The sequence below is a fragment of the Lentzea xinjiangensis genome (genome assembly GCF_900110955.1).
Classification (GTDB): domain Bacteria; phylum Actinomycetota; class Actinomycetes; order Mycobacteriales; family Pseudonocardiaceae; genus Lentzea; species Lentzea xinjiangensis.
The window spans coordinates 150,351-171,982 of the sequence record NZ_FOFR01000015.1; the positions used below are offsets into that span (position 1 = coordinate 150,351).

21 protein-coding genes, 2 tRNA genes and 1 other RNA gene are annotated in these 21,632 nt (G+C 70.2%); 7 read left to right on the forward strand and 17 right to left on the reverse strand.

Annotated features, from left to right (window positions below; all coding sequences use genetic code 11):
• Positions 1-707 precede the first annotated feature (707 nt).
• Positions 708-780, reverse strand: a tRNA-Ala gene (locus BMW88_RS28200).
• Positions 781-903: 123 nt separating this feature from the next.
• Between BMW88_RS28200 and BMW88_RS28205 the strand changes: the two genes are divergently transcribed.
• A complete protein-coding gene (locus BMW88_RS28205) occupies positions 904-2,145 on the forward strand; it encodes a phenylacetate--CoA ligase family protein (protein WP_245778114.1) in 1,242 nt (413 codons plus the stop codon).
• On the opposite strand, the gene BMW88_RS28210 is transcribed toward BMW88_RS28205, so the two are convergent.
• Genes BMW88_RS28210 through BMW88_RS28225 form a run of 4 tightly spaced genes read right to left on the reverse strand, consistent with a single transcriptional unit; the run spans position 2,138 to position 6,161 of the window.
• Positions 2,138-2,929, reverse strand: coding sequence for a DsbA family protein (locus tag BMW88_RS28210; RefSeq protein WP_089956052.1), 792 nt, complete (start codon positions 2,927-2,929; stop codon positions 2,138-2,140). The two genes, BMW88_RS28205 and BMW88_RS28210, sit on opposite strands and share 8 nt — an antisense overlap.
• A gap of 46 nt (positions 2,930-2,975) precedes the next feature.
• Entirely contained in the window at positions 2,976-4,262 is a 1,287-nt protein-coding gene (locus tag BMW88_RS28215; protein WP_089956055.1) for an MFS transporter, read from the reverse strand.
• A 50-nt stretch (positions 4,263-4,312) separates the two neighbouring features.
• Positions 4,313-5,119, reverse strand: a complete 807-nt coding sequence (locus BMW88_RS28220; protein WP_089956057.1) for a GNAT family N-acetyltransferase — start codon at positions 5,117-5,119, stop codon at positions 4,313-4,315.
• Positions 5,112-6,161, reverse strand: a complete 1,050-nt coding sequence (locus BMW88_RS28225; protein ID WP_089956059.1) for a glycosyltransferase family 2 protein — start codon at positions 6,159-6,161, stop codon at positions 5,112-5,114. Before BMW88_RS28225 ends, BMW88_RS28220 begins: the two co-directional genes overlap by 8 nt.
• Before the next feature lie 26 nt (positions 6,162-6,187).
• Between BMW88_RS28225 and hrpB the strand changes: the two genes are divergently transcribed.
• On the forward strand, positions 6,188-8,482 hold the full coding sequence (hrpB, locus tag BMW88_RS28230; RefSeq protein WP_089956060.1) for an ATP-dependent helicase HrpB: 2,295 nt from the start codon (positions 6,188-6,190) through the stop codon (positions 8,480-8,482).
• Between the two features lie 56 nt (positions 8,483-8,538).
• The gene (locus tag BMW88_RS28235) at positions 8,539-9,141 is read left to right on the forward strand and encodes an HD domain-containing protein (RefSeq protein WP_245778115.1); all 603 of its coding nucleotides are present in this window, start codon (positions 8,539-8,541) and stop codon (positions 9,139-9,141) included.
• On the opposite strand, the gene BMW88_RS28240 is transcribed toward BMW88_RS28235, so the two are convergent.
• Entirely contained in the window at positions 9,126-10,538 is a 1,413-nt protein-coding gene (locus BMW88_RS28240; RefSeq protein ID WP_089956063.1) for an amino acid permease, read from the reverse strand. The genes BMW88_RS28235 and BMW88_RS28240 overlap by 16 nt on opposite strands.
• A 4-nt stretch (positions 10,539-10,542) precedes the next feature.
• Positions 10,543-11,511, reverse strand: coding sequence for a helix-turn-helix domain-containing protein (locus BMW88_RS28245; RefSeq protein WP_089956066.1), 969 nt, complete (start codon positions 11,509-11,511; stop codon positions 10,543-10,545).
• A 107-nt stretch (positions 11,512-11,618) separates the two neighbouring features.
• Here BMW88_RS28245 and BMW88_RS28250 point away from each other — a divergent pair, with 107 nt between their 5' ends.
• A complete protein-coding gene (locus BMW88_RS28250) occupies positions 11,619-12,488 on the forward strand; it encodes a saccharopine dehydrogenase NADP-binding domain-containing protein (protein WP_425434695.1) in 870 nt (289 codons plus the stop codon).
• Here BMW88_RS28250 and BMW88_RS28255 read toward each other — a convergent pair.
• Together BMW88_RS28255 and ssrA are read right to left on the reverse strand one after the other, a co-directional pair.
• Positions 12,472-13,095, reverse strand: a complete 624-nt coding sequence (locus tag BMW88_RS28255; RefSeq protein WP_177221410.1) for a helix-turn-helix domain-containing protein — start codon at positions 13,093-13,095, stop codon at positions 12,472-12,474. The genes BMW88_RS28250 and BMW88_RS28255 overlap by 17 nt on opposite strands.
• Positions 13,096-13,213: 118 nt before the next feature.
• Positions 13,214-13,586: a transfer-messenger RNA gene (gene ssrA / locus BMW88_RS28260) on the reverse strand.
• Positions 13,587-13,707: 121 nt separating this feature from the next.
• Here ssrA and BMW88_RS28265 point away from each other — a divergent pair.
• Positions 13,708-14,946, forward strand: a complete 1,239-nt coding sequence (locus BMW88_RS28265) for a sensor histidine kinase (RefSeq protein WP_425434696.1) — start codon at positions 13,708-13,710, stop codon at positions 14,944-14,946.
• Positions 14,934-15,575 (forward strand): response regulator transcription factor, encoded by a 642-nt coding sequence (locus BMW88_RS28270; RefSeq protein WP_177221412.1) that lies wholly within the window; start codon positions 14,934-14,936, stop codon positions 15,573-15,575. Before BMW88_RS28265 ends, BMW88_RS28270 begins: the two co-directional genes overlap by 13 nt.
• Here the strand turns inward: BMW88_RS28270 and BMW88_RS28275 are convergent.
• The 7 genes from BMW88_RS28275 to BMW88_RS28305 form a co-directional block, all read right to left on the reverse strand.
• Positions 15,560-16,387, reverse strand: coding sequence for an amidohydrolase family protein (locus tag BMW88_RS28275; RefSeq protein ID WP_089956070.1), 828 nt, complete (start codon positions 16,385-16,387; stop codon positions 15,560-15,562). The genes BMW88_RS28270 and BMW88_RS28275 overlap by 16 nt on opposite strands.
• Entirely contained in the window at positions 16,387-16,863 is a 477-nt protein-coding gene (gene smpB / locus BMW88_RS28280; protein WP_089956073.1) for an SsrA-binding protein SmpB, read from the reverse strand. The genes BMW88_RS28275 and smpB overlap by 1 nt, the downstream gene beginning before the upstream one ends.
• A 30-nt stretch (positions 16,864-16,893) precedes the next feature.
• On the reverse strand, positions 16,894-17,796 hold the full coding sequence (gene ftsX / locus BMW88_RS28285) for a permease-like cell division protein FtsX (RefSeq protein WP_089956075.1): 903 nt from the start codon (positions 17,794-17,796) through the stop codon (positions 16,894-16,896).
• Between the two features lie 39 nt (positions 17,797-17,835).
• The gene (ftsE, locus tag BMW88_RS28290; RefSeq protein WP_030470385.1) at positions 17,836-18,525 is read right to left on the reverse strand and encodes a cell division ATP-binding protein FtsE; all 690 of its coding nucleotides are present in this window, start codon (positions 18,523-18,525) and stop codon (positions 17,836-17,838) included.
• A gap of 172 nt (positions 18,526-18,697) precedes the next feature.
• Positions 18,698-19,099, reverse strand: coding sequence for a hypothetical protein (locus tag BMW88_RS28295; RefSeq protein WP_143116288.1), 402 nt, complete (start codon positions 19,097-19,099; stop codon positions 18,698-18,700).
• Positions 19,072-20,175 carry a peptide chain release factor 2 gene (gene prfB / locus BMW88_RS28300; protein ID WP_089956080.1) on the reverse strand — a complete coding sequence of 368 codons (1,104 nt, stop codon included), beginning with the start codon at positions 20,173-20,175 and terminating at the stop codon, positions 19,072-19,074. The genes BMW88_RS28295 and prfB overlap by 28 nt, the downstream gene beginning before the upstream one ends.
• A 147-nt stretch (positions 20,176-20,322) precedes the next feature.
• Positions 20,323-20,823, reverse strand: coding sequence for a PadR family transcriptional regulator (locus tag BMW88_RS28305; protein ID WP_089956082.1), 501 nt, complete (start codon positions 20,821-20,823; stop codon positions 20,323-20,325).
• Between the two features lie 383 nt (positions 20,824-21,206).
• Between BMW88_RS28305 and BMW88_RS28310 the strand changes: the two genes are divergently transcribed.
• The gene (locus tag BMW88_RS28310; RefSeq protein WP_089956084.1) at positions 21,207-21,413 is read left to right on the forward strand and encodes a hypothetical protein; all 207 of its coding nucleotides are present in this window, start codon (positions 21,207-21,209) and stop codon (positions 21,411-21,413) included.
• A 55-nt stretch (positions 21,414-21,468) separates the two neighbouring features.
• Here the strand turns inward: BMW88_RS28310 and BMW88_RS28315 are convergent.
• Positions 21,469-21,542: transfer RNA gene (locus tag BMW88_RS28315), tRNA-Met, on the reverse strand.
• Positions 21,543-21,632: the final 90 nt, after the last annotated feature.

Below are 21,632 nucleotides of genomic sequence, written 5' to 3' on the forward strand. Positions count from 1 at the left end.
GTTGCGATCCTCGCTGAGCGCGGACGCTCAGCGCTGCCCTGGCTGACCAGGGGCAATCATCCTACGTACACCGTGATCTGACGCCATGTGATCGTTGTGAACATGACGCGCCGCCACCATAGTTCGGAACCTCCCGGTGTGTCGCACGACGCCTATGGTTCCCAACAAACGTCGCAATCCGGCGTGCTCCCCGCGCACACGGGGTGGTCACGGCAACTGCCGCGAGCGAAGTGCCGTCGATGCGACACGTCTCGCTCAGTGTCGTGGACAGCCATCAGCGCCGACACACCTCCTCACCCGCGCTGCGACGGCGCCAAGCTCGGCCAAACCGCGCCGCCGCCCAGAACAGTCAGAACGGGAACAGGTTGATGCCAGCGCTGTGACGCACGGTTGGACGGATTGCGCACCGGTCCAGGACGCCGCCCATGAACGCCTACTGCACCACGAAACCCGCGGGTCTAGGGACAACACACCTGCCACGACCCCTGCGACGGTCAACGGCCGACCAGAAGATCCCCGGCGAACTCCACCCGGATGGGGGACAGGCGCCTGGAGCAGGATCGTGACCCTATTTCACTGGATTCAGGCGCCTGCTCCAGTTTTGCTCCAGTTTGACCCGCCACCGTCCACAATGGATCAAAAACGAAGATCGCCCTCTGAACCTGTTTGCGCAGGTCAGCGGGCGATTCGTGTGCTGTATCCAATTGTGGAGCTGAGGGGACTCGAACCCCTGACCCTCACACTGCCAGTGTGATGCGCTACCAGCTGCGCCACAGCCCCTTGAAGGTCCACGTTCCCGGGAGGTTTCCCCGCCGTTCTCGTGTGGCAATACCGTACATCACCCCTGCCACAGGATGAAAATCGGGGGTATCCAAGCCGCATTCGGCCTGGTAGGACCGGGTGATGACCGCCGGAGCGCCGTTCGACCCGAAGATCGAGTGCATGGACCCCGAAGCCCGTCACGACCTGCAGGAACAGCGCCTGCGAGACCTCGTCGACCGGCTCCTGTCGACCGACAACCCGCAGGGCGCCAGGCTCAGGGAAATCGGAGTGATGCGCGGCACAGATGTGCGGCTCGACGAGATCCACCTGCTGCCGACGATCACCAAGCAGGACCTGTGGGACCACTACCCGTTCGGGCTGCGGATCGCGCCGGAGGAGGACGTCGTCTGCGTCCACGGGTCGTCCGGCACGGGTGGGCGGCCCACGCTCATCCCCTACACGGCCAACGACGTCGAGGTCTGGTCCGAGGTCATGGCCAGGGCGCTCAAGGGGGCCGGGGCCTCCAGCAGGTCCATCGTCCACAACGCGTACGGCTACGGGCTCTTCACCGGCGGGCTCGGGGTGCACCACGGTGGTCTCAAGCTCGGGGCCGCTGTCGTTCCCATGTCCGGCGGCATGACCGAGCGGCAGGTGCGGCTCATCCACGACCTGAGGCCCGACGTTCTCTGCTGCACGCCGTCGTACGCGTTGCGGCTGGCGGAGGACCTCGACCCGGACAACTCCATCGAGGTCGGCGTCTTCGGCGCCGAGCCGTGGACCGAGGAGATGCGGCGGGAGATCGAGGCCCGGCTCGGCATCAGGGCGTTGGACATCTACGGGCTGTCGGAGGTGATCGGCCCTGGTGTGGCATGTGAGTCCCTTGACTCCGAAGGGCTTCTCAACATCGCGGAGGACCACTTCTACCCCGAGACCGTGGACGGCGAACTCGTCTTCACCACGCTCACCAAGACCGGCATGCCGCTGCTCAGGTACCGCACGGGTGACGTGGCCACGTTGCACGGGCCGGCGGGGCAGCGGACGCTGCGGCGGATGAGCAAGCTCAAGGGGCGCAAGGACGACATGCTCGTCATCCGCGGGGTCAACGTGTTCCCGACGGAGATCGAGGCGGTCGTGCTCGAGCACGCGGGCCCGCACTACCTGATCGTCGAGGACCGCCGCACGCCGATCGCCCGGCTGCACGTGGCGGTGGAGTCCGCTGAGGACGTCGCGCCGAGGCTCACGACGAACCTCAGGGAACGCCTCGGCGTCACGTGCCAGGTGCACGTCCTCGCACCGGGGAGGCTGCCGCGCACCGAGGTCGGGAAAGCACAACGCCTGGCCCGGTGGACCCGGGGCCAGGCGCCGGTCGACGGTCTCAGCTAGTCAGGTCGTTCAGCCAGTTCTTGTTGTCCAGGTCGACGAGCTTGCCGCCGGAGGCCACGCTCGGCGTGCCGCGGAAGCGGCCGGTCTCCGCGTCGCGGAGCGCGGGGTCGTTGCTGGTCTTGGACATCAGCTCGTCGAGCTGCGCCTTGTAGTTCTGGTTCTGCACGCAGGACTCGAAGGTGGCGGACGTGACGCCGACCTCCTTGCCCAGCTTGATGAGCTGGTCCTTGGTGTAGCCCGCCTCGCCCTCCTCGGGCTGCGTGGCGAACAGGGCCGCGTGGAACGCGTTGAACTTGCCGTCGTCGGCCACGCACAGGGCGGCGTTGGCGGAGTCGGTCGAGTAGCCCTCGGGCTTCGAGAGGCGGTTCAGCATCGGCAGGACGTGGTAGCGGACCTTGACCTTGCCGTCCTCGACCGCCTTCTTGATGTCGGTGCCGTAGGTCTTCTCGAACGTGCCGCAGATCGGGCACAGGAAGTCCTCGTACACGTCGACCGTCACGGTGGCCGTGTCCTTGCCCACCAGCACGGTGCCGCCGTCGCGGACGGCGGGGGCCGAGATCACGTGGTCGGCCGGTGCCAGCGGGATCGCGGCGCCGGGCTGGGGGCCCGAGGACCTCGTCGACTGGAAGACGACGTAGCCGATGACGGCGACGGCCAGCACCGCGACTACCGCGACACCTGCGATGATCTTCGTCCGGTCCGAACCGCCGCCGGTGGTACGGGCCTGGGTCACCGCACGCGCGGCCTGCTTCTTCTTCCGCGCACTGCGCTCTGCTCCACCCACGGCGACGAGGGTAGCGAGCTGAACTGAAAGAAGGCTGAGCGGGCGATCACGCTTCCGGGTGGCGTGGTTTCCCGCCGACCCTCTCGCCGGTGGGGAGCTCGGCGCTCTCGTCGAGGCAGCCGCACTCGGGGGCGACGGCGGTGGCCGTGTGCTCCTCCTCGTGCGTGGGCAACGTCTCAGGGGCGACGAGCCAGAAGCCGACGGACAGCAGCAGCGCGGCGCCGGTGATCGCGAACGACGCCCCGAAGCCGAACGAGTCGGCCAGCAGGCCCGCGCACATCGGACCGATGATCGCGCCCAGGTCGCTCACCATCTGGAAGCCCGCGAGGACGGGGCCGCCCTTGCCGCGCGCGCCGATGACGTCCGCGACGACGGCGTTCTGCGGCGGGTTCAGCAGGCCCGCGCCCATGCCGGCGATCAGCGACGCCGCCATGAACGTCCACAGGTCGCCGGTGAAGCCCATCCAGATCGTCGCGAGACCGCTCACCACCAGGCCGACGATGGCGATCGGCTTGCGGCCGCGGCTGTCGGCGACCCTGCCGGACAGGAACAGCATCGCCGCGTTGCCGCCGGCGAACACCGACATCGAGATGCCGGCGACGGCCGGGCTGTGCTTGAGCCCCTCGATGACGAACACCGGCACCAGCGAGATCCGGACGCCGAACACCGCCCAGCCGTTCGCGAACCCGGACGCCAGGGCGGCCCGGTAGGCGCGGTGCCGCACGGCCTCGCGCACGGTCATGGGGATCTCGGTGTTGGTCCTGTCGATCTCCACCAGCGTCGAACGCCGCAGGAAGAACCACACCACGAACGCCGCGAGGCACAGCAACACGCCGTACGACACGAACGGCACCCACAGCCCGAACGGCACGAGGGCGGCGCCGACGATGGGGCCCGCGATGTTGCCGATCAGGAAGCCCGCCGCCCACATCCCGGACGCCCGCCCGCGCATCGGCGCCGGGGTGATCCGGATCAGCAGGCCGAGGGCCGCCACGGTGAACATCGTCGACCCGACGCCGGCGAGCGCCCGCCACGACAGCATCTCGGCGTAGCTCGACGCGAACCCGCACATCGCGGTGCCGACCGCGACGATGAGGATGCCGACGATGTAGACCTTCGGCTCGCCGAACCGGTTGACGAGCTTGCCGCTCATCGGCGCGAACGCCAGCCGGACGAACGCGAAAGCACTGATCAGAGCCGCGACCGCCGTGTGACCCACGCCGAACGAAGCCGCGTACACCGGCAGAACGGGTGCGACGATCCCGAACCCCACGGCGATGATGAAACTCGCCGCGACCAGAACCCACACCTCGACCGGCAACCGCTCGCGCACAAAGCCTCCCTTAGCCCTGCTAAGGATATGTCACGCGGCAACTAAGCAACTCAGTCGAGCAGCTCATCCACCCTGCGTACATACGCCGTCACCGGATACGCCGCGACGAACCCGCACGCCTCGGCGAACCGCTCTCCCGGGCCCTCGTCGACCTGGGAGGCGACCAGCGCCGCACCGGCGGAGCGCAAGGTCGCGACAGTGGACACCACCAGCGATCGCCCGACCCCGCGACGCCGCCGCGCCGGACGCACGACGCACTGCTCCACGAGGCCCACACCGCGTTCGGCGAACCCCGACGCGAACCCGCCGATGCGGTCGCCGTCGTCGGCCACCAGGAGCGTGCAGCGCGGGTCGTCCATCCGGTGCCCGAGCCAGCGGGACAGCCGTTCCCGGTTGCCGACCAGCTCGTCGGACAGCAGCTCGACGATGCCCGGCAGGTCGGCGTCGACCGCCCGCCGCACCCCCTCCACGCGGGCGGGGCCGCGGTGGACCACGGTCAGCAGCTCCTCGACCGCGTACCAGCCGGAGTCGTCGGCGATGCCCTCGATCTCGTCCACGGTCGTCGGCGACGCGTACACCACCGCCTCCGCCCGCCCCACCGCGGCGAACGTGTGCTCGAGCTGCAGCAGCGTCGAGGCGACCTCGACCGACGACCCGTCGAGCGCGCAGCCGAAGTTGCCGGACGGCAGCGGGTTCTCCCGGTTGATCACCACGGCCGCGGAGCCGACCCGCCCGACCTTGCCGTACCTGACCGCGCCGGACGCGAGCCGCGCGCCCTCCACCAGGATCGCGAGCGACCGCGACTGGTACGGGTCCAGCAGCTCCGGGTCGTCCGGATCGCGCAACGGGTCAACCAACTCGACGGCCCTTCCACGAAGCTCCTGGACGCAGTGCGCAGTCCAGCAGGAACACCCCGATCGTCGCCCACGACAGCGGCGCCAGCACGGCGGAGACCTGCGGCTGGCCCACGCGCCGCACGAACTCGCGGTGCGGCACGGCCTGCGCGAACCACGCGAGCCACGACCACGGCGACCGCCACCGCAGCACCGGGACCAGCCCGTACGCCAGGTGCAGCAGCCCGGCGACCACCAGCAGCGGACGCGCCCACACCCCGAACATCTCCCGGAACGTCGGCTGGATGCTCTTGCGCAACGACCGCCAGCAGTCCCCGAACGTGTCGATGCCCGAGGTCGTGAGCAGCGCGGAGGCGTCGACGAACCGCACGACCCCGCCGGCGTCCCTGAGCAGGGTCGCCAATCCGACGTCGTCCGCGCAGGTCCCGGCGAGCGCCTTCCAGCCGCCGGCCGCGTGGAACGCGGACCGCCGCACCAGCACGCAGTGCCCGACCGCGAGCGCCGTGGCGCCGCGGCCGTCCGGCGGCGAGCCCTCGAAGACCAGCGTGTTGAACGCCGGCAGCAGGAACCACCACGCCGGCCCGCTGCCGCGACCCGACGACGACACGAGGTCCGCGCCCAGCTCCGCCGCCGTCGCGACCAGCCTGCCCACCAGCTCGGGCGCGAACGTCACGTCCGCGTCCACGAACAGCAGCCACTCCTCGTCGCGGGCGCCCTGGACACCGAGGTGCATCGCGTGCGTCTTGCCCGCCCAGCCCTCGGCGGGACCGGACGACTCGACCACCTCGGCCCCCAGCGACCGGGCGACGGACGCCGTCGCGTCCCCGGAGGCGTCGTTCACCACCACGACGCGCACGCCAGGCCGTCCGACCAGACCGGGCAGCAACGAGGGCAGCGCGGCCTCCTCGTCGCGCGCCGGCACGACGACCAGCACGGACGCGGCCTCCGACGAAGCCGACAGCCTCGCCACGTGCTGCCACTGCGTCATGGTCCGCGCGGACCGCAACGCGGACACCAGTCCGGACACCACGCCCATCATCCCCATGTGCCCACCCTGACACACTCGACGGCGTGCACCTGCCCGATCTCCCGGTCAAGCCGGTCCTGCCCGAACTCCTCGAACAGCTCCGGCGGCACGGGGCGGCTGTGCTGGTCGCGCCACCGGGAACCGGCAAGACGACGCTGGTCCCGCTGGCCCTGCACGACGAGTTCGACGGCAAGGTCCTCGTCGCCGAGCCGCGCCGGATCGCCGCCCGAGCCGCCGCCGCGCGCATGGCGAGCCTGCTCGGCGAGCCGGTCGGCCACACCGTCGGCTACTCGGTCCGCGGTGACCGCAGGACCAGCGCCCACACCCGCGTCGAGGTCGTGACCAGCGGCCTGCTCGTGCGCAGGCTCCAGCACGACCAGGAGCTCGCCGGCGTCGGCACGGTCCTGCTCGACGAGTGCCACGAACGCCACCTCGACGCCGACCTGCTGCTCTCGCTCCTGCTGGACGCCAGGGCGGGTCTGCGTCCCGACCTGAAGCTCCTCGCCACGAGCGCGACCGTCGCCGCCCAGCGGCTCTCCGAGCTGCTCGGCGCCCCGGTCCTGCACACCGAGTCGCGGATGTTCCCGACGGAGATCACCTACGTCCCGCCCGCGCGCAACGAGCACGTCGAGAACACCGTCGCCAGAGCCGTCGCGAAGGCGTTGTCCGAAGTGGACGGCGACGTGCTCGCCTTCCTGCCCGGTGTCCGGGAGATCAACCGCACGGCGGCTCTGCTCGACGCGGACACCGTGGTCCTGCACGGCCAGCTCAGCGCCCAGACCCAGGACGCCGCGCTGCGGCCCGGCCACCGCCAGCGGGTGGTGCTCGCCACGAGCATCGCCGAGTCCAGCCTCACCGTCCCCGGTGTGCGGGCCGTGGTCGACGCGGGCCTGGCGCGCGTGCCGCGGGTCGACCACCGCAGGGGGCTCGCCGGTCTCGCCACGATCCGGGTCTCCCAGGCGGTCGCCGACCAGCGCGCCGGACGAGCGGGCCGGGAGGCCCCCGGCCGCGTCTACCGCTGCTGGCCCGAGCACGAGCACTCGACGCTCCCCCGCTACCCGGAACCGGAGATCAAGACCGCCGACCTCACCAGGCTCGCCCTGGAGCTCGCGGTGTGGGGCACCCCGGACGGCAGCGGCCTGAACTGGTGGGACGCCCCTCCCGAGGGCGCGCTCAAGGCGGCGCGGGAAACGCTCGGCGCCATCGGCGCGCTCGAACCCGGCCGCCGCGACCGCATCGCGAACGTCGGCCTGCACCCCCGTCTCGGCCGCGCCCTCATCGACGGCAGCGCCCTCGCGGGCAACCGGACCGCCGCCGAGGTCGTGGCGCTGCTCGACGACAGCGCCCACCCCGCCACGAACGACCTCGCGACCGCGTTGAAGTCCCCCGGCAAGTGGCGCCAGGAGGTCAAGAAGCTGGAGAAGCTCGGCACCGGCACGCCGGGCACCCACCCCGAGGGCCACGGCGACCCGGCGCTCGTCGTCGCACTCGCCTACCCGGAACGGCTGGCGAAACGCCGGTCCAAGAACAGCAACGTCTACCTGATGGCGAACGGCACGGCGGTCGAGCACACCGACTCGCACGCGAAGTGGCTGGCGGTCGCGATCGCCGACCGCGAACCGGGCAGCAAGCACGGCCGCATCCGCCTCGCCGCCCCCGCCGACGAAGAGCTCGCCGTCACCGCCGCCGCGGCCCTCGTGCACACGGTCGAGGACATCCGCTGGAACGGCGACGTCATCGCGAACCAGGTCCGCAAGCTCGGCGCGATCACCCTCGACGAGCGGCCGCTCAACGACCTCGCCAAGTCGCAGGAGGCGCTCCGCCTCGGCCTCGAGACCGAAGGCCTGGGCCTGCTCAAGTGGACCGACGCCGCCCAGCGGCTGCGCGAGCGCATGGCGTTCCTGCACAGGACCAGGGACTGGCCGAGCGTCGACGACGAGCACCTGATCCGCGCGATCGACCTGGGCAAGGCGCGCAAGCGCTCCGACCTGGCGAAGATCGACACAGTGGCCCTGCTCAGAAGCCTGCTGCCGTGGCCGGAGGGAGCGGAGTTCGACAAGCTCGCCCCGGAGCGCATCGGCCAGGGCAAGGTCGACTACACCCAGGACCAGCCGGTTCTCTCGGTCCGCATCCAGGACGCGATGAAGTGGGCCGACACACCGCAGATCGCGGGGGTCCCGGTGGTGGTGCACCTGCTCTCCCCCGCCGGCCGCCCCACCGCCGTGACGAGCGACCTCAGGTCGTTCTGGCGCAACGGCTACCTGAAGGTGCGCAGCGAGCTGAAGGGCAGGTACCCCAAGCACCACTGGCCCGAGCGCCCCTGGGACAGGAGCAGGTGACCACCGGTGGGCGGCAGCAGGTCCGCCGCGGACGTCGTCGAAGAGGAGCAGGCCAAGTGAGAAGGATCTGGGACGACGCGGTGCGCGTGCTCGGCGGCACGCCGGACGCGGGCGATCTGATGGAGCGCTACGCCGAGCCGCATCGCGCCTACCACAACACCTTCCACGTGGTCTCCGTCGTCCGCGACTCGTCGGCGCTGGCCGACGCCTTCGCGTTCACGACCGAGGAGCGCGCGGTCCTCGCGCTGGCCGCCTGCGCGCACGACGTGATCTACGACGGCGCACCGGGCGAGGACGAACGCGCGTCCGCCGCCTGGGCGCGCGAACGCCTGGCCGGGCTGGACGAACGGCACATCGCGCGGGTGGAGTCGCTGGTGCTGGCCACGATCACGCACTCGTCCGACGACCCGCTGGCGCACGTGCTGCTCGACGCCGACCTGGCGATCCTCGGCTCCGAACCGGAGCACTACGACCGCTACAGCTCCGCCGTGCGGCAGGAGTACGCGCGCTACGACGACCGGACGTGGCGGGCGGGCCGGGCGAAGGTGCTGAAAACCCTGCTCGACCGCGAGAACCTCTTCGTGACCGAGCCCGCGCGGCAGCTCTGGGACGCCGCCGCGCGGACCAACCTCCGGCGGGAGCTTCAGTCCTTGACGTGACCTTCGAGGCGGGCCTTCCGCACGCTGTAGCCGAAGTAGACGACGAACCCGAGCGCCATCCAGCCGAGGAACGCGATCCACGTGTCCAGTCCGAGGCTGAACATCATGTAGACGCAGAAAGCCAGCCCCAGCAACGGTGTGACCGGCGAGAACGGCACCCGGAAGCTGCGCTGGCGGTCCGGCTCGGTGCGCCGCAGGATGATCACCGCGACGTTGACCAGCCCGAACGCGAACAGCGTGCCGATGCTCGTCGCGTCCGCCAGCGACCCCAACGGCACCAGTGCGGCGAGCACGGCGATGAACAGGCCGACGACGACTGTGTTGGCGAACGGCACACCGGTGCGCGGGCTGAGCTTCGCGAAGATCGGCGGTACCAGCCCATCACGCGACATGGCGTACAGGATGCGCGTCTGTCCGTAGAGGACGGTCAGCACGACCGAGGTCGTGGCGACCACGGCGCCGACCGACAGCAGGATCGGCCAGATCGCGCCGTCGACGTTGTCCGTGAGCACCCGGCTCAGCGCGGCCTCCGTGCCCTCGAACGTCTGCCACGGCATCGCACCGACCGCGGCCAGCGCGACGGCGCAGTAGAGCGCGGTGATGACGACCAGGGACAGGATGATCGCGCGCGGCAGGTCGCGCTGCGGGTTCTCCGCCTCCTCACCGGCGGTCGAGGCGGCGTCGAACCCGATGTAGGAGAAGAACAACGTGGCCGCGCCGGCACTCATGCCGGCCAGCCCCAACGGGAACAACGGCTGCAGGTTGCCCGCCTTGAACGCCGTGAACGCGACCGCGCAGAACATCAGCAACGCGCCGACCTTGACCCACACCAGGATCGTGTTCGTGCGCGCGCTTCCCCTGGCGCCGCCCAGCAGCACCAGCATCGAGAGGACCACCACCAGCACGGCCGGGATGTTGACGATCCCGCCCGCACCCGGCGGCTGGCTCAGCGCGTCCGGGATCCGCACGCCCAGCACGAGGTGCAGCAGCTCGTTGATGTACTGCCCCCACCCGACCGCGACGGCCGCGACCGAGACGCCGTACTCGAGGACGAGACACCACCCGCAGACCCAAGCGACGATCTCGCCGAGCGTGGCGTAGGTGTAGGAGTACGAGGAGCCGGACGCCGGGATGAGACCCGCGAGCTCGGCGTACGACAGCGCGGAGAACAAGGCGGTGATGCCGGCCAGCACGAACGACACCACGATCGCGGGACCGGCGAGCGGCACCGCCTCGCCCAGCACGACGAAGATGCCGGTGCCGAGCGTGGCGCCGATGCTGATCATGGTGAGGTGGCCGACACCCAAGGTGCGCTTGAGCTCGCTGCCCGGGTGGGTCAGCTGGTCGATCGGCTTGCGCCGCAACACCCGCGCCCCGATGCGCTGTTGGTTGCTCATCCGGTCAACTTAACGTTCCCCCGCTGACCTGGTGGCCGCCAACCGGGCGGAACGTGCGGCGGTATGTGTCCGGTGGCACACCGACGGTCCGGTGGAAGTGCCTGCGCAGCGTCGTGGCCGTGCCCATGCCGGACGCCTCGGCGATCATGTCCACGCTGTCGTCCGTCATCTCCAGCAGCTCCTGCGCGCGCCGGATCCGCTGGGAGTGCAACCACTGCAACGGCGTGGTGCCCGTCACGGACCTGAAGAGCCGGGTGAGGTGGCGCGAGCTCATGTGCGCCCGGCGCGCCAGGTCCTCGACGGTGATCCTCCGGTCGAGCCGCGCCGAGGCCCAGTCGAACAGCTCCGTGAGCGGATGCCCTTCAGCGGACGGCACGGGTGCCGGCACGAACTGCGCCTGCCCGCCGTCGCGATGCGGTGGCACGACGAGCCTGCGCGCCGCCGTGTTCGCGGTGGCGGTGCCGTGGTCGGCGCGGATCAGGTGCAGGCTCAGGTCGATCGCCGCCGCCTTGCCCGCGCTCGTGAGCACCCGGCCGTTGTCGACGTACAGCACGTCCGGGTCGACCCGGACTCGTGGATACCGCTGCGCCATCACGCCGGTGTGCGCCCAGTGCGTGGTCGCCCGCAGCCCGTCGAGCAGCCCCGCTTCGGCCAGCACGAACGCGCCGGTGCACAACGACACGATCCGCGCGCCCTTCTCGTGCGCCCTCCTGACGGCGCGGACGAGCTCCGGGGCGATCGGCTCGTCCACGTCCGCGATGCCGGGCACGACCACGGTGCCGGCCTGGTCGAGGCGGTCGAGGGGCAGGTCCGGCTCCAGCGTGAACCTGCCGGCGCGCACCGGCGCGTTGCCGCACACGACCACCCGGTAGTCGAGCTGGGGCGCGGTGAAGATCTCGTAGGCGGCAGCCAGCTCGAAGTGCAGCATCCCCTCGGTCACGGCGAACGCGAGCATGTCCGGAAGTGTACGCATCGTGTCGTTCCGGACACTGGCTCACCGCGCTCCCCGCGGCTTGGATAGTCCACATGGGACACAAGGTTGCGGTTTACGGAGCGTCCGGGCACACAGGTCGTTTCGTCTTGGCGGAGCTGGAGAAGCGCGGTTTCACACCGCTCCCCTTCGGCCGCGCCCAGGCGACGGCCGACGACCCCGCCGCCCTCGACCGGGCGCTGGCCGGGGCCGACGCCGTGATCAACACCGCCGGTCCGTTCGCCGTGACGGCTCTCCCGCTGATCGCCGCGGCCGAACGCGCCGGCCTCCCGTACGTCGACGTGGCCGCGGAGATCGAGGCGAACGCGGACACGTTCGCCCGTGGCGCCTCGGTGCCCGTCGTGCCCGCGATGGCGTTCTTCGGCGGCTTGGCGGACCTGCTGGTCACCGCCGCCATGACCGGCTGGACGACCGCCGACGAGGCGCACATCGCCTACGGCCTCAGCGGCTGGCAGCCCACGGCGGGCACGCTCACCGCGGGCGCGGTGTCCCGCGACCGCCGCGGCGGCCGGCGGGTCCGCTTCCACGACGGCGCGCTGGCGTACCACTCCGCCACCCCGGCGACCCTCACCTGGGACTTCGTCGGCGGCCCCCGCGAGGTGATCGGCGAGTTCTCGATGGCCGACGTCGTCACGATCCCCAGCCACCTGCCGATCCCCTCCGTCACCTCCTACATGTCGGCCGCCGCGGCCCAGGGCCTGCAGGAGGCCGCGCGACGGCGGGAGCCGGAGACCTTCGAGGTGGACGTGCGCGTGCGCCGGGCCGGTGAGGAGCGCCGGTGGACCGCCGGCGGACGTGACATCTACGGGGTGAGCGCGCCGTTGGCGGTCGAGGCGGTCGCACGCCTGCTCACCGGCCGCCACCGGGCCGCGGGAGTCGCCTCGGCGGGCGCGATGTTCGACGCGGCCGACTTCCTGCGGTCGCTGTCCGGCGTCATCTCAGTCAAGGACTGGTCCTGACGCCCACCCCTCGTGCCGCCGCCTCCAGCGCCCCCGCCGGGCACCCGCGGGTGCTGCCGAACTGCGCCCGGTACTCGTTGGGCGAGGCCCCGAACCGCGCCACGAACACCCGCTGCATGGTCTCGGTGCTGCCGAACCCGGCCAGCCGCGCCGCCTGCACCACCCCGTGCCCCGCGTCGAGCAACGCCTTGCGTGGTCCAGCCGGACCTGTCCACGAACCTCGCGGGCGTGGTGTCCAGCTCACTGGCGAACACGCGGGCCAGGCGCCGCACGCTGACCCGGCCCGTGCCGCGAGCGACCGCGGGCTGTGGCCGAGCGCGGGCTGCGCCGACACCAGGCCGACGACCTCCCGCACCGCCGGTGTGCGCGGCGCCCGCACCCGCAACGGCGCCGAGAACTGCGACTGACCACCGGGCCGTTGCATGAACATGACCAGGCCACGCGCGACGGTCCGGGCCAGATCGGCGCCGTAGTCGCGTTCGACCAGCGCCAGCGCGAGGTCCATGCCCGCCGTCACACCGGCCGAGGTGAGGACGTCGCCGTCCGCCACGAAGATCGCGTCGGGCAGCAGCGGCCAGGCCACGGCGCTGGTCGAGAAGGTCACCATCACCGGGACCCCACCGGCTCACCCTGGTCTTCCACATCGCCCAACCCCGCGACGACGACGGGGCCGCACCCGCCTTACCAGCGGATACGACCCCGAACGGTTCGTGCAATGACTGACTTGGTGGAGGTGCCGGGAATCGAACCCGGGTCCTGTGGCGGCTCATCAGGGCTTCTCCGTGCGCAGTCCGCTCTGCCTCTGCTCGGCCCCACCAGTCACGCGAACGAGCTGGTGTGACGGGCCCAGTCGCTGTGAGTGTCCCGAACAGTCCCCGCGACCGGGACTGCCGGTAAGCCCTCTAGCTGATGCCGGACACTAGGCCGAAGGCGCTCCTAGGCCGACAGCGTTGCTACTCGCCTCAGGCGGCGAGAGCGAACGCGCGCTTGTCGTTAGACTCGGCGCTTATTGGTTTGCGATGACGCTTGCGGTGGTCTCTCGCCTGCACCGGCACGCTTCCCCTGAATCAACGTCCACAGTCGAAACCGTTCACCCCCTCGTAGTGGTACGCATAGCATAACGATGGGCGCCAGCCAGTTCTTCCCGAGGCAGGTAGGGCTGTCCCCACCCCGGACCGCATAGCTAGCCACATGGTCCCTGACCAGCGGGAACGACACGATGGACGGCATGAGGAAACCGAACGCGCTCGCAGCCGGGTTCTACCTGCTGACCAACCTGGTGACCGGCATCTTCTGGTTCACCCTCTCCGTCGTGCTGACGGTGGTCGGGCTCGCGACATCGGTCCTGTGGGTCGGCCTGCCGATCCTCTGGCTCGCGATGAACGTGGTGCGGGGTGGCGCGACGGTGGAGCGGGCCTGGGTGCGGGCGGCGCTGGGCACGGACGTCCCCCGGCCGTACCGCGAGAAGGTGGACGGCACGCTCTGGCAGCGGTGGAAGCACCAGTTCACCGACCCGGCCACCTGGCGCGACTTCGGCTACCTGCTGCTGCTCCTGCCGGTGGGTGTCCTCGAGTTCGCCTTCGTCGTCGCGTTGTGGTCGGTCGTGGCGGCGCTCGTCGCGGCGCCGTTCTGGATCGGTCACGCGTCGTTCGCGGTCGTCGTGGGCGAGTTCTGGACCATCGACTCGTTCGCGTCGGCGCTGCCCGTCGCGGTGATGGGGCTGGCGCTGCTGCCGGTCGCGATCATCGGCACCAGGCGGCTCGGCGTGCTGCACGGCAAGTTCGCGCGCGCCATGCTCGGCCCGACGCGCGCCGACGCGCTCGCCATCGAGGCCGAACGGCTGCAGTCCAGCCGGGCGCGCGGGGTCGAGGCGGCCGAGGCGGAACGCCGGCGCATCGAACGCGACCTGCACGACGGCGCGCAGCAACGGCTCGTGGCGGTGGCGATGGGCCTCGGCCGGGCGAAGTCCAAGATGGACTCCGATCCGGAGGGGGCCGCCGTGCTCATCGCGGAGGCGCACGCGGACGCCAAGCTCGCCATCAAGGAGCTGCGCGACCTGGCCCGCGGCATCTACCCGTCCGTGCTGGGCGACCGCGGGCTCGACGCCGCGCTGTCCGCGCTGGCCGCGCGCCTGCCGATCGAGGTTGACCTGCAGGTCGACGTGGAGCCGCGGCCGCCGACGGCGGTGGAGAGCGCCGCGTACTTCACCGTCGGCGAGGCGCTCACGAACATCACCAAGCACTCCAACGGCACCAAGGCGACCGTGCGGGTCCAGCGGGTGGAGACGGGCGTGCTGGTGGAGGTCACCGACAACGGTCAGGGCGGCGCCGAGCTGAAGCCGGGCGGCGGGCTCGCCGGTTTGGCCGACCGGGCTGCCACGATCGACGGTGTGGTTGTCGTCGTCAGCCCCGCCGGTGGGCCGACCGTGATTCGAGCGGAGTTGCCGTGCGCGTGGTGATCGCCGAGGACTCGGTGCTGTTGAGGGAGGGCGTGCAGCGGCTGCTCGCCGACGTGGGCATCGAGACCGTCGCGGCCGTGGAGGACGGCGACGGGCTGCTCGACGCCGTCACCGAGCACCGGCCGGACCTGTGCGTGGTGGACGTGCGGATGCCGCCGACGTTCACCGACGAAGGGCTGCGGGCCGCCATCGAGGCCCGCCGCCGCCATCCCGGGCTTCCGGTCCTGGTGCTGTCGCAGTACGTGGAGGAGCGCTACGCCGTGGAGCTCCTCGCGGGCGGCGCGAGCGGGGTCGGCTACCTGCTCAAGGAACGGGTCGCGGACGTGAAGGAGTTCGTCGACGCGGTGCGCAGGGTCGCCGACGGCGGCACGAGCATCGACCACGAGGTGATCACGCAGCTCATGGTGCGCAGCAAGAAGAGCCCTGTCGACTCGTTGACGCCCCGCGAACGCGAGGTGCTCGGGCTGATGGCGCAGGGTTTGTCCAACACCGCCATCGCGGGCACGCTCGTCGTGTCCGACGGCGCCGTGGAGAAGCACGTCGGCAACATCTTCGCCAAGCTCGGCCTGGAGCCGTCGAACTCCGAGCACCGCCGCGTGCGCGCCGTCCTGGCCTACCTGGACAGCTGAAGCAGGCGGGCGCCGTTGTCGTGCAGGACCGCCCGTTCGGCGGCGGCGTCGAGGCCCCACGACCGGATGGCGTCGAGCTGCACCTCGTACGGGTACGGGATGTTCGGGAAGTCGCTCCCCAGCACCACCCTGTCGGCCAAGCCGGCGATCCGGGAGCTCCACCAGGCGGGCAGCGGCACGAGCTGCTCGGTGAACGGAGTGCCCACCATCGTGGTGTCGACGTGCACGTTCGGGTAGCGCTCGACCAGGTCCAGCGCGGCCGCGTAGTCGGGCATCCCGGCGTGCGCGACCACGGCGGTGAGCCGGGGGTGCTTCCGCAGCACGCCTTCGAAGACGTCGAGCCCGGTGAACTCGCCCGGTATCGGGCCGTTGCCGCAGTGCACCACCACCGGCACCCCGGCTTCGGCGAGCAGGCCCCAGACGCCGCCGAGCAGGTCGTCCCGCGGGTCGTAGCCGCCGACCTGGACGTGCGACTTGAAGCACCGCGCACCGGCTTCCAGCGCCTCGCGCACGTACTCCCCGGCGCCGGGTTCCGCGTAGAACGTGCCCGTGGGCACCGCCTCGGGCACGCGTGCGGCGAACCCGGCCACCCACTCGTTCAGCCACCGAGCCATGCCGGGCCTGTGCGGGTAGACCAGCGGCGCGAACGCGACGACGCCCAACTCCCGCAACGCGGTGAGCCGGGCGTCTTCGTCCGTGCGGTAGTGGATGTACCAGTCGATCCCGGACTCGCGGACGCGGTCGAAGTACGCCCACACCTTGTCCAGGACGTTCTGCGGCATGAAGTGGACGTGGACGTCCACCAGTGCCATCAGTAACGGCCCTTCAGCGCACGGCCGTGCGCCTTGGCGATCTCGCGGTTGGCGTCGCGCTTGGCGATGTCCTGGCGCTTGTCGTAGGCCTTCTTGCCCTTCGCGAGGGCGATCTCGACCTTGACGTAGCCGTCCTTGAAGTACATCTGCAGCGGGATGAGCGACAGACCGGACTCCTTGGTCTTGCCGATCAGCCGCTCGATCTCCGACTTGTGCAGCAGGAGCTTGCGCTTGCGCCGGACCTCGTGGTTCGTCCAGGTCCCCGCGACGTACTCCGGGATGTGCAACGCGTGCAACCAGATCTCGCCGTCGTCGACCTGGGCGAAGGCGTCCACGAGGGACGCCCGCCCCATGCGCAGGCTCTTCACCTCGGTGCCGACGAGCTGGATGCCCGCCTCGTAGGTGTCGAGAATGGCCCAGTCGTGCCGAGCCTTGCGGTTCGACGCGATGACCTTCTGCCCGCGTTCCTTGACCATGGCGACAACTTTACGTGGTCGGCAAAGTCGTTAAAGCCGCACGTAGAGGCGCAGCGTCACGTAGCCGGTGGTCGCCGAGATGACGATCGCGACGAGGAACAGCCACGGCGACACGAACAGGATGTCCAGGTACCCCGTCGGCGGGATGAGGCCCGACTCCGTGAGGTTCCTGGTGATCCGGTCGAGGAAGAACGCCTTGAACAGCACCAGGCCGGCGACCGCGGTGACCGCGCCGATGATGCCCGCGACGACCGCCTCGATGAGGAACGGGAGCTGCGTGTACCACCGGGTCGCGCCGACCAGGCGCATGATGCCGACCTCGACGCGCCGGGTGAACGCCGACACCTGGATGGTGTTGGAGATCAGCAGCAGCGCGGCGAACGCCTGGATGAGCGCGAGGATCAGGGCGACGTCGCGCAGACCGTTGAGCCCCTCGAAGAACCGCTCGAGGAACTTGCCCTGGTCGTCGACGGCCTTCACGCCCGGCTTGCCCTCGAAGGCCTGCCGGATGACGTCGGTGCGCTCCGGGTCCTCGAGCTTGACGCGGAACGTCGCCGGGATCGCCTCCGGCCGCGCGAGCTTGAGCAGCTCCGGCTGCGCCTCGAAGATGCGCTTGAAGCGCTCGAAGCCCTCGTCGCGGTTCTGGAACACCACGGTCTCGACGCCGGAGGTCTGCTCGAGCTGGGAGCGCAGCCCCGAGCAGGGCTGCTGCGTGCAGTCCTTGTCGTTGGCGCTGACGTCGTTGGTCAGCAGCACGGAGACCTCGAGCTTGCCCGCGTAGTTGGCCTGCATCTTGTCGACCATGCGGACGACGAGCAGGCCACCGCCGAGCAGCCCGAGCGAGATGGCGGTCGTGAGGATCATCGCGATCGTCATCGTGACGTTCCGGCGAAGTCCGGTGACGACCTCGCTGAACACGAAGCTGGTACGCATCGGGGGCGGGGTTCCTTGGGGGTCGGGGGTGAGGAGTGTCTAACGGCCGACGCCGTAGACACCGCGCGCGTCATCGCGGACGACCTTGCCGTACGACAGCTCCACCACGCGGCGGCGCATCGAGTCGACGATCCCGTGGTCGTGGGTGGCCATGATGACGGTCGTGCCGGTGCGGTTGATCCGCTCCAGCAGCAACATGATGTCCTGGCTCGTGTCGGGGTCCAGGTTTCCGGTCGGCTCGTCGGCGATCAGCACCAGCGGGCGGTTCACGAACGCGCGCGCGATGGCGACGCGCTGCTGCTCACCACCGGAGAGCTCGGTCGGGAACCGGTCCTCCTTGCCGTCGAGGCCCACGAGCTGCAGCACCTCGGGCACCACCTTCACGATGGTGTTGCGGGGCTTGCCGATGACCTCCAGCGCGAAAGCCACGTTCTCGGCGACCGTCTTCGTCGGCAGCAGGCGGAAGTCCTGGAACACGCAGCCGATGGACTGGCGCAGGCGGGGGACCCTGCGCCGCGACATCTTGGCGACGTCGAAGTTGGAGACGTAGACGCGTCCCCTGGTCGGCACCTCTTCGCGCAGCAGCAGGCGCAGGAAGGTCGACTTACCGGACCCGGAAGGCCCGATGAGGAACACGAACTCGCCCTTCTCCATCTCGACGGACACGTCGTCGAGCGCGGGGCGCGTGGAGGTCTTGTAGACCTTGGAAACGTGTTCGAGGCGAATCACGAGGCGCGAGTCTACTCATGTCCGGGGTAAAGCCCCCGTTCCGGTTAACTCCCGCCCCCGGAAAGGCGGTCGGCAACCTCAACACGCCGTGGTCGGGCCACCACTACCGGTGGACGCCAGTGCTCATTCGGACCACTGGGCACGTTCGGACCACTGGACGGTACCGGAGGAGTCAGTCCCACCGGTTGAAGAGCGCCTCGCCGACGGTGTGCGGACGCCAGTACCGCACATCGCGAACGTCGAGAAGGGGCCACTCCGCTGCCTGGAACGGTCGACGCAACTCCGCGGACGTGCGCACGCGCAAGCCCAGCTCGGAGAGCACGCTCAGGAGCGCCGCGTCATCGGCGAACACCAGTGGCTGCCGGTCGTGACCGACTGCGAGAGCCACGTCGCCGGCGTGCGAGCGCAGTACGGCGACCCCCGGCCGATGGTCGCCGTACTCGACGTGCGCGGCGTAGAAGTTCGGAGTGACTTCCGGCTCGCACCAGCGGGTGACCTCGCCACCGGCACGTCGCGCGGCCTCGTGCACGAGGCCGCGGAACTCGCCTACCCCTGCTGGGACTGCTTGCGCCACCGGATGCCGGCCTCGAGGAAGTCGTCGATCTCCCCGTCCAGCACCGCCGACGGGTTGCCGACCTCGTGCTCGGTCCGCAGGTCCTTCACCATCTGGTACGGGTGCAGCACGTAGGAGCGCATCTGGTTGCCCCAGCTCGAGCCGGAGTCCTTGAGCGCGTCCATCTTGGCCTGCTCCTCCTGGCGGCGCCGCTCGAGCAGCTTCGCCTGCAGGACGGCCATGGCCGTGGCCTTGTTCTGCAACTGCGAGCGCTCGTTCTGGCAGGAGACCACGATGCCGGTCGGGATGTGCGTGAGGCGCACCGCCGAGTCGGTCGTGTTGACGCCCTGGCCACCGGGACCGGAGGAGCGGTAGACGTCGACGCGCAGGTCCTTCTCGTCGATCTCGACGTGGTCGGTCTGCTCGACGACCGGCACGACCTCGACGCCGGCGAACGAGGTCTGGCGGCGGCCCTGGTTGTCGAACGGCGAAATGCGCACCAGGCGGTGCGTGCCCTGCTCGACGCTCAACGTGCCGTAGGCGTACGGGGCGGTGACGCGGAACGTCGCGGACTTGATGCCCGCCTCTTCCGCGTAGGAGGTGTCGAACACCTCGACGCCGTAGTTGTGGCGCTCGGCCCAGCGCGAGTACATGCGCAGCAGCATCTCGGCGAAGTCCGCGGCGTCGACGCCACCGGCCTCGGCGCGGATGGTGACCAGCGCGTTGCGCTCGTCGTACTCGCCCGACAGCAGCGTGCGGACTTCGAGGCCGGCGATCTCCCCGCGCAGCTTGGTCCGCTCGTTGTCTGCGTCGGCGTGGGCGTCCGCGTCCTCGGCTTCCTCGGCGAGCTCGTAGAGCAGCGGGAGGTCGTCCAGGCGTTCGCGCAGGCCGGTGACGCGGCGCAGCTCGCCCTGCTTGTGCGAGAGCTGGCTGGTGACCTTCTGCGCCTTCTCCTGGTCGTCCCAAAGGTCGGGGCGGGCCGCCTGCTCCTCGAGGTCCGCGACCTGGGCGCGCAGTCCATCGAGGTCCATCACCGCCTCGATGCTGGAAAGAGTGGCGGAGAGTTCCTTGATGTCTGCTTCGACGTCCGGGTTCACGGCAAAAGATTACGCCAGCACCGGTCGTTGTTCGCGACCGGTGCTTCGCTCGTGTTCCTCCGCGCGGTGGCCGTGGGCCGGCGTCGCACGCTTCCGGCACCCGGACGGGCGCCGGAAGCGGCCGGCGTCAGCCCGCGGCCACCGCTCTCACGCGGTGGGGATGGCGTCGAGCAGCTTCAGCACGGCCTTGGCGTGGGCCAGGCCGAACTCGGCCACCGCCTTGGCGTAGGGGTCCTCCGCCGACTTGGCGGCGCTGCGCGCGCTCTCCTGCTCCTGGCCGTACGTCGTGCGCGCGGTCGTGATCAGGGCCTCGCGCTGCTTCGCCGTCAGCGAGCCGGCGTGCACCAGGCGCAGGATGAGCGGGCTGCGCAGGTGGTCGGGGCCGGGCTCGGACAGCAGCCAGTTCTTGAAGGCCTTCTTGCCGGCCGCGGTCAGGACGTACTGCTGGCTGGACCGCGGTCCTTGCTTGCCGAGGCGCAGCAGGCCCTGGTCGGCCAGCGCGGGCAGCTCGCGGTACACCTGGCTGCGGGTCACGCTGAAGAACGCACCGAAGCGCTCTCCCGCCTCCGCCACCAACTGGCCACCGGTCTTGGGTCCGTCGTGCAGCAGCCCGAGCAGGGCGGCTGCGGTCGCATTCAGGTCTGACACAACGACAACGTTCCCACGTCTGGGGGAAGCTGTCCACAATGGTCAGCCGTTCTGTCCACTGTGGCTGATCACCGGGCTAGTCTGATGGGCCATGCGGAGCAACGAAAGTCTCGCTGAGTAAGCGGCAGTTTCCGCGCCTCACGCGTTTGGCCGCTTGACCGTCCGTGTCCATCCCGGATGGAAAAAGCCTTCGGCGGAAGCGAAAGCCTTCGGCCCTCACTCGATCGGCGGTACGGCTCTCACCGGCCGGAGCCACCCGAATGGACGGACGGGCGTCCTTCGTCGCACGACCCGGTGATGTGCGCTCCGGCCTCTTTCCTCGGCCCGCCGGACCGGGAAAATGATCACTGCCAGGCAGGCGTGGCAGGACACGGAGGTCGGGGATGTTGAAGAGCATCAAGTGGCTGGACCACAAGAAGGTCGCGGCGCACACGATGGCGTGGATGACCGGGGGCATCCCGGAGCAGGCCGGCAAGGACGAGTGCATGGTCTGCGGCAAGCAGATCCGCAAGCACCGCACCGTCAACGGGGAGGGCCGGATCTGCTCGAGCATGCTGTGCGCCCAGTACTGGGCCGAGAACATGACCTGAAAACATCAGCACAAAGCAGAAGGCCGGAGTCCGAGGACTCCGGCCTTCCGTCTAGTAGCGGGGACAGGATTTGAACCTGCGACCTCTGGGTTATGAGCCCAGCGAGCTACCGAGCTGCTCCACCCCGCGCCGCTTCTAGCTTGTCTTGCTGTCTTGCTGTCTTGCTGTTGTAAGGAGAACTCTACACCCTCCAAAAACCCCTTTTCCACCACCCCCCTC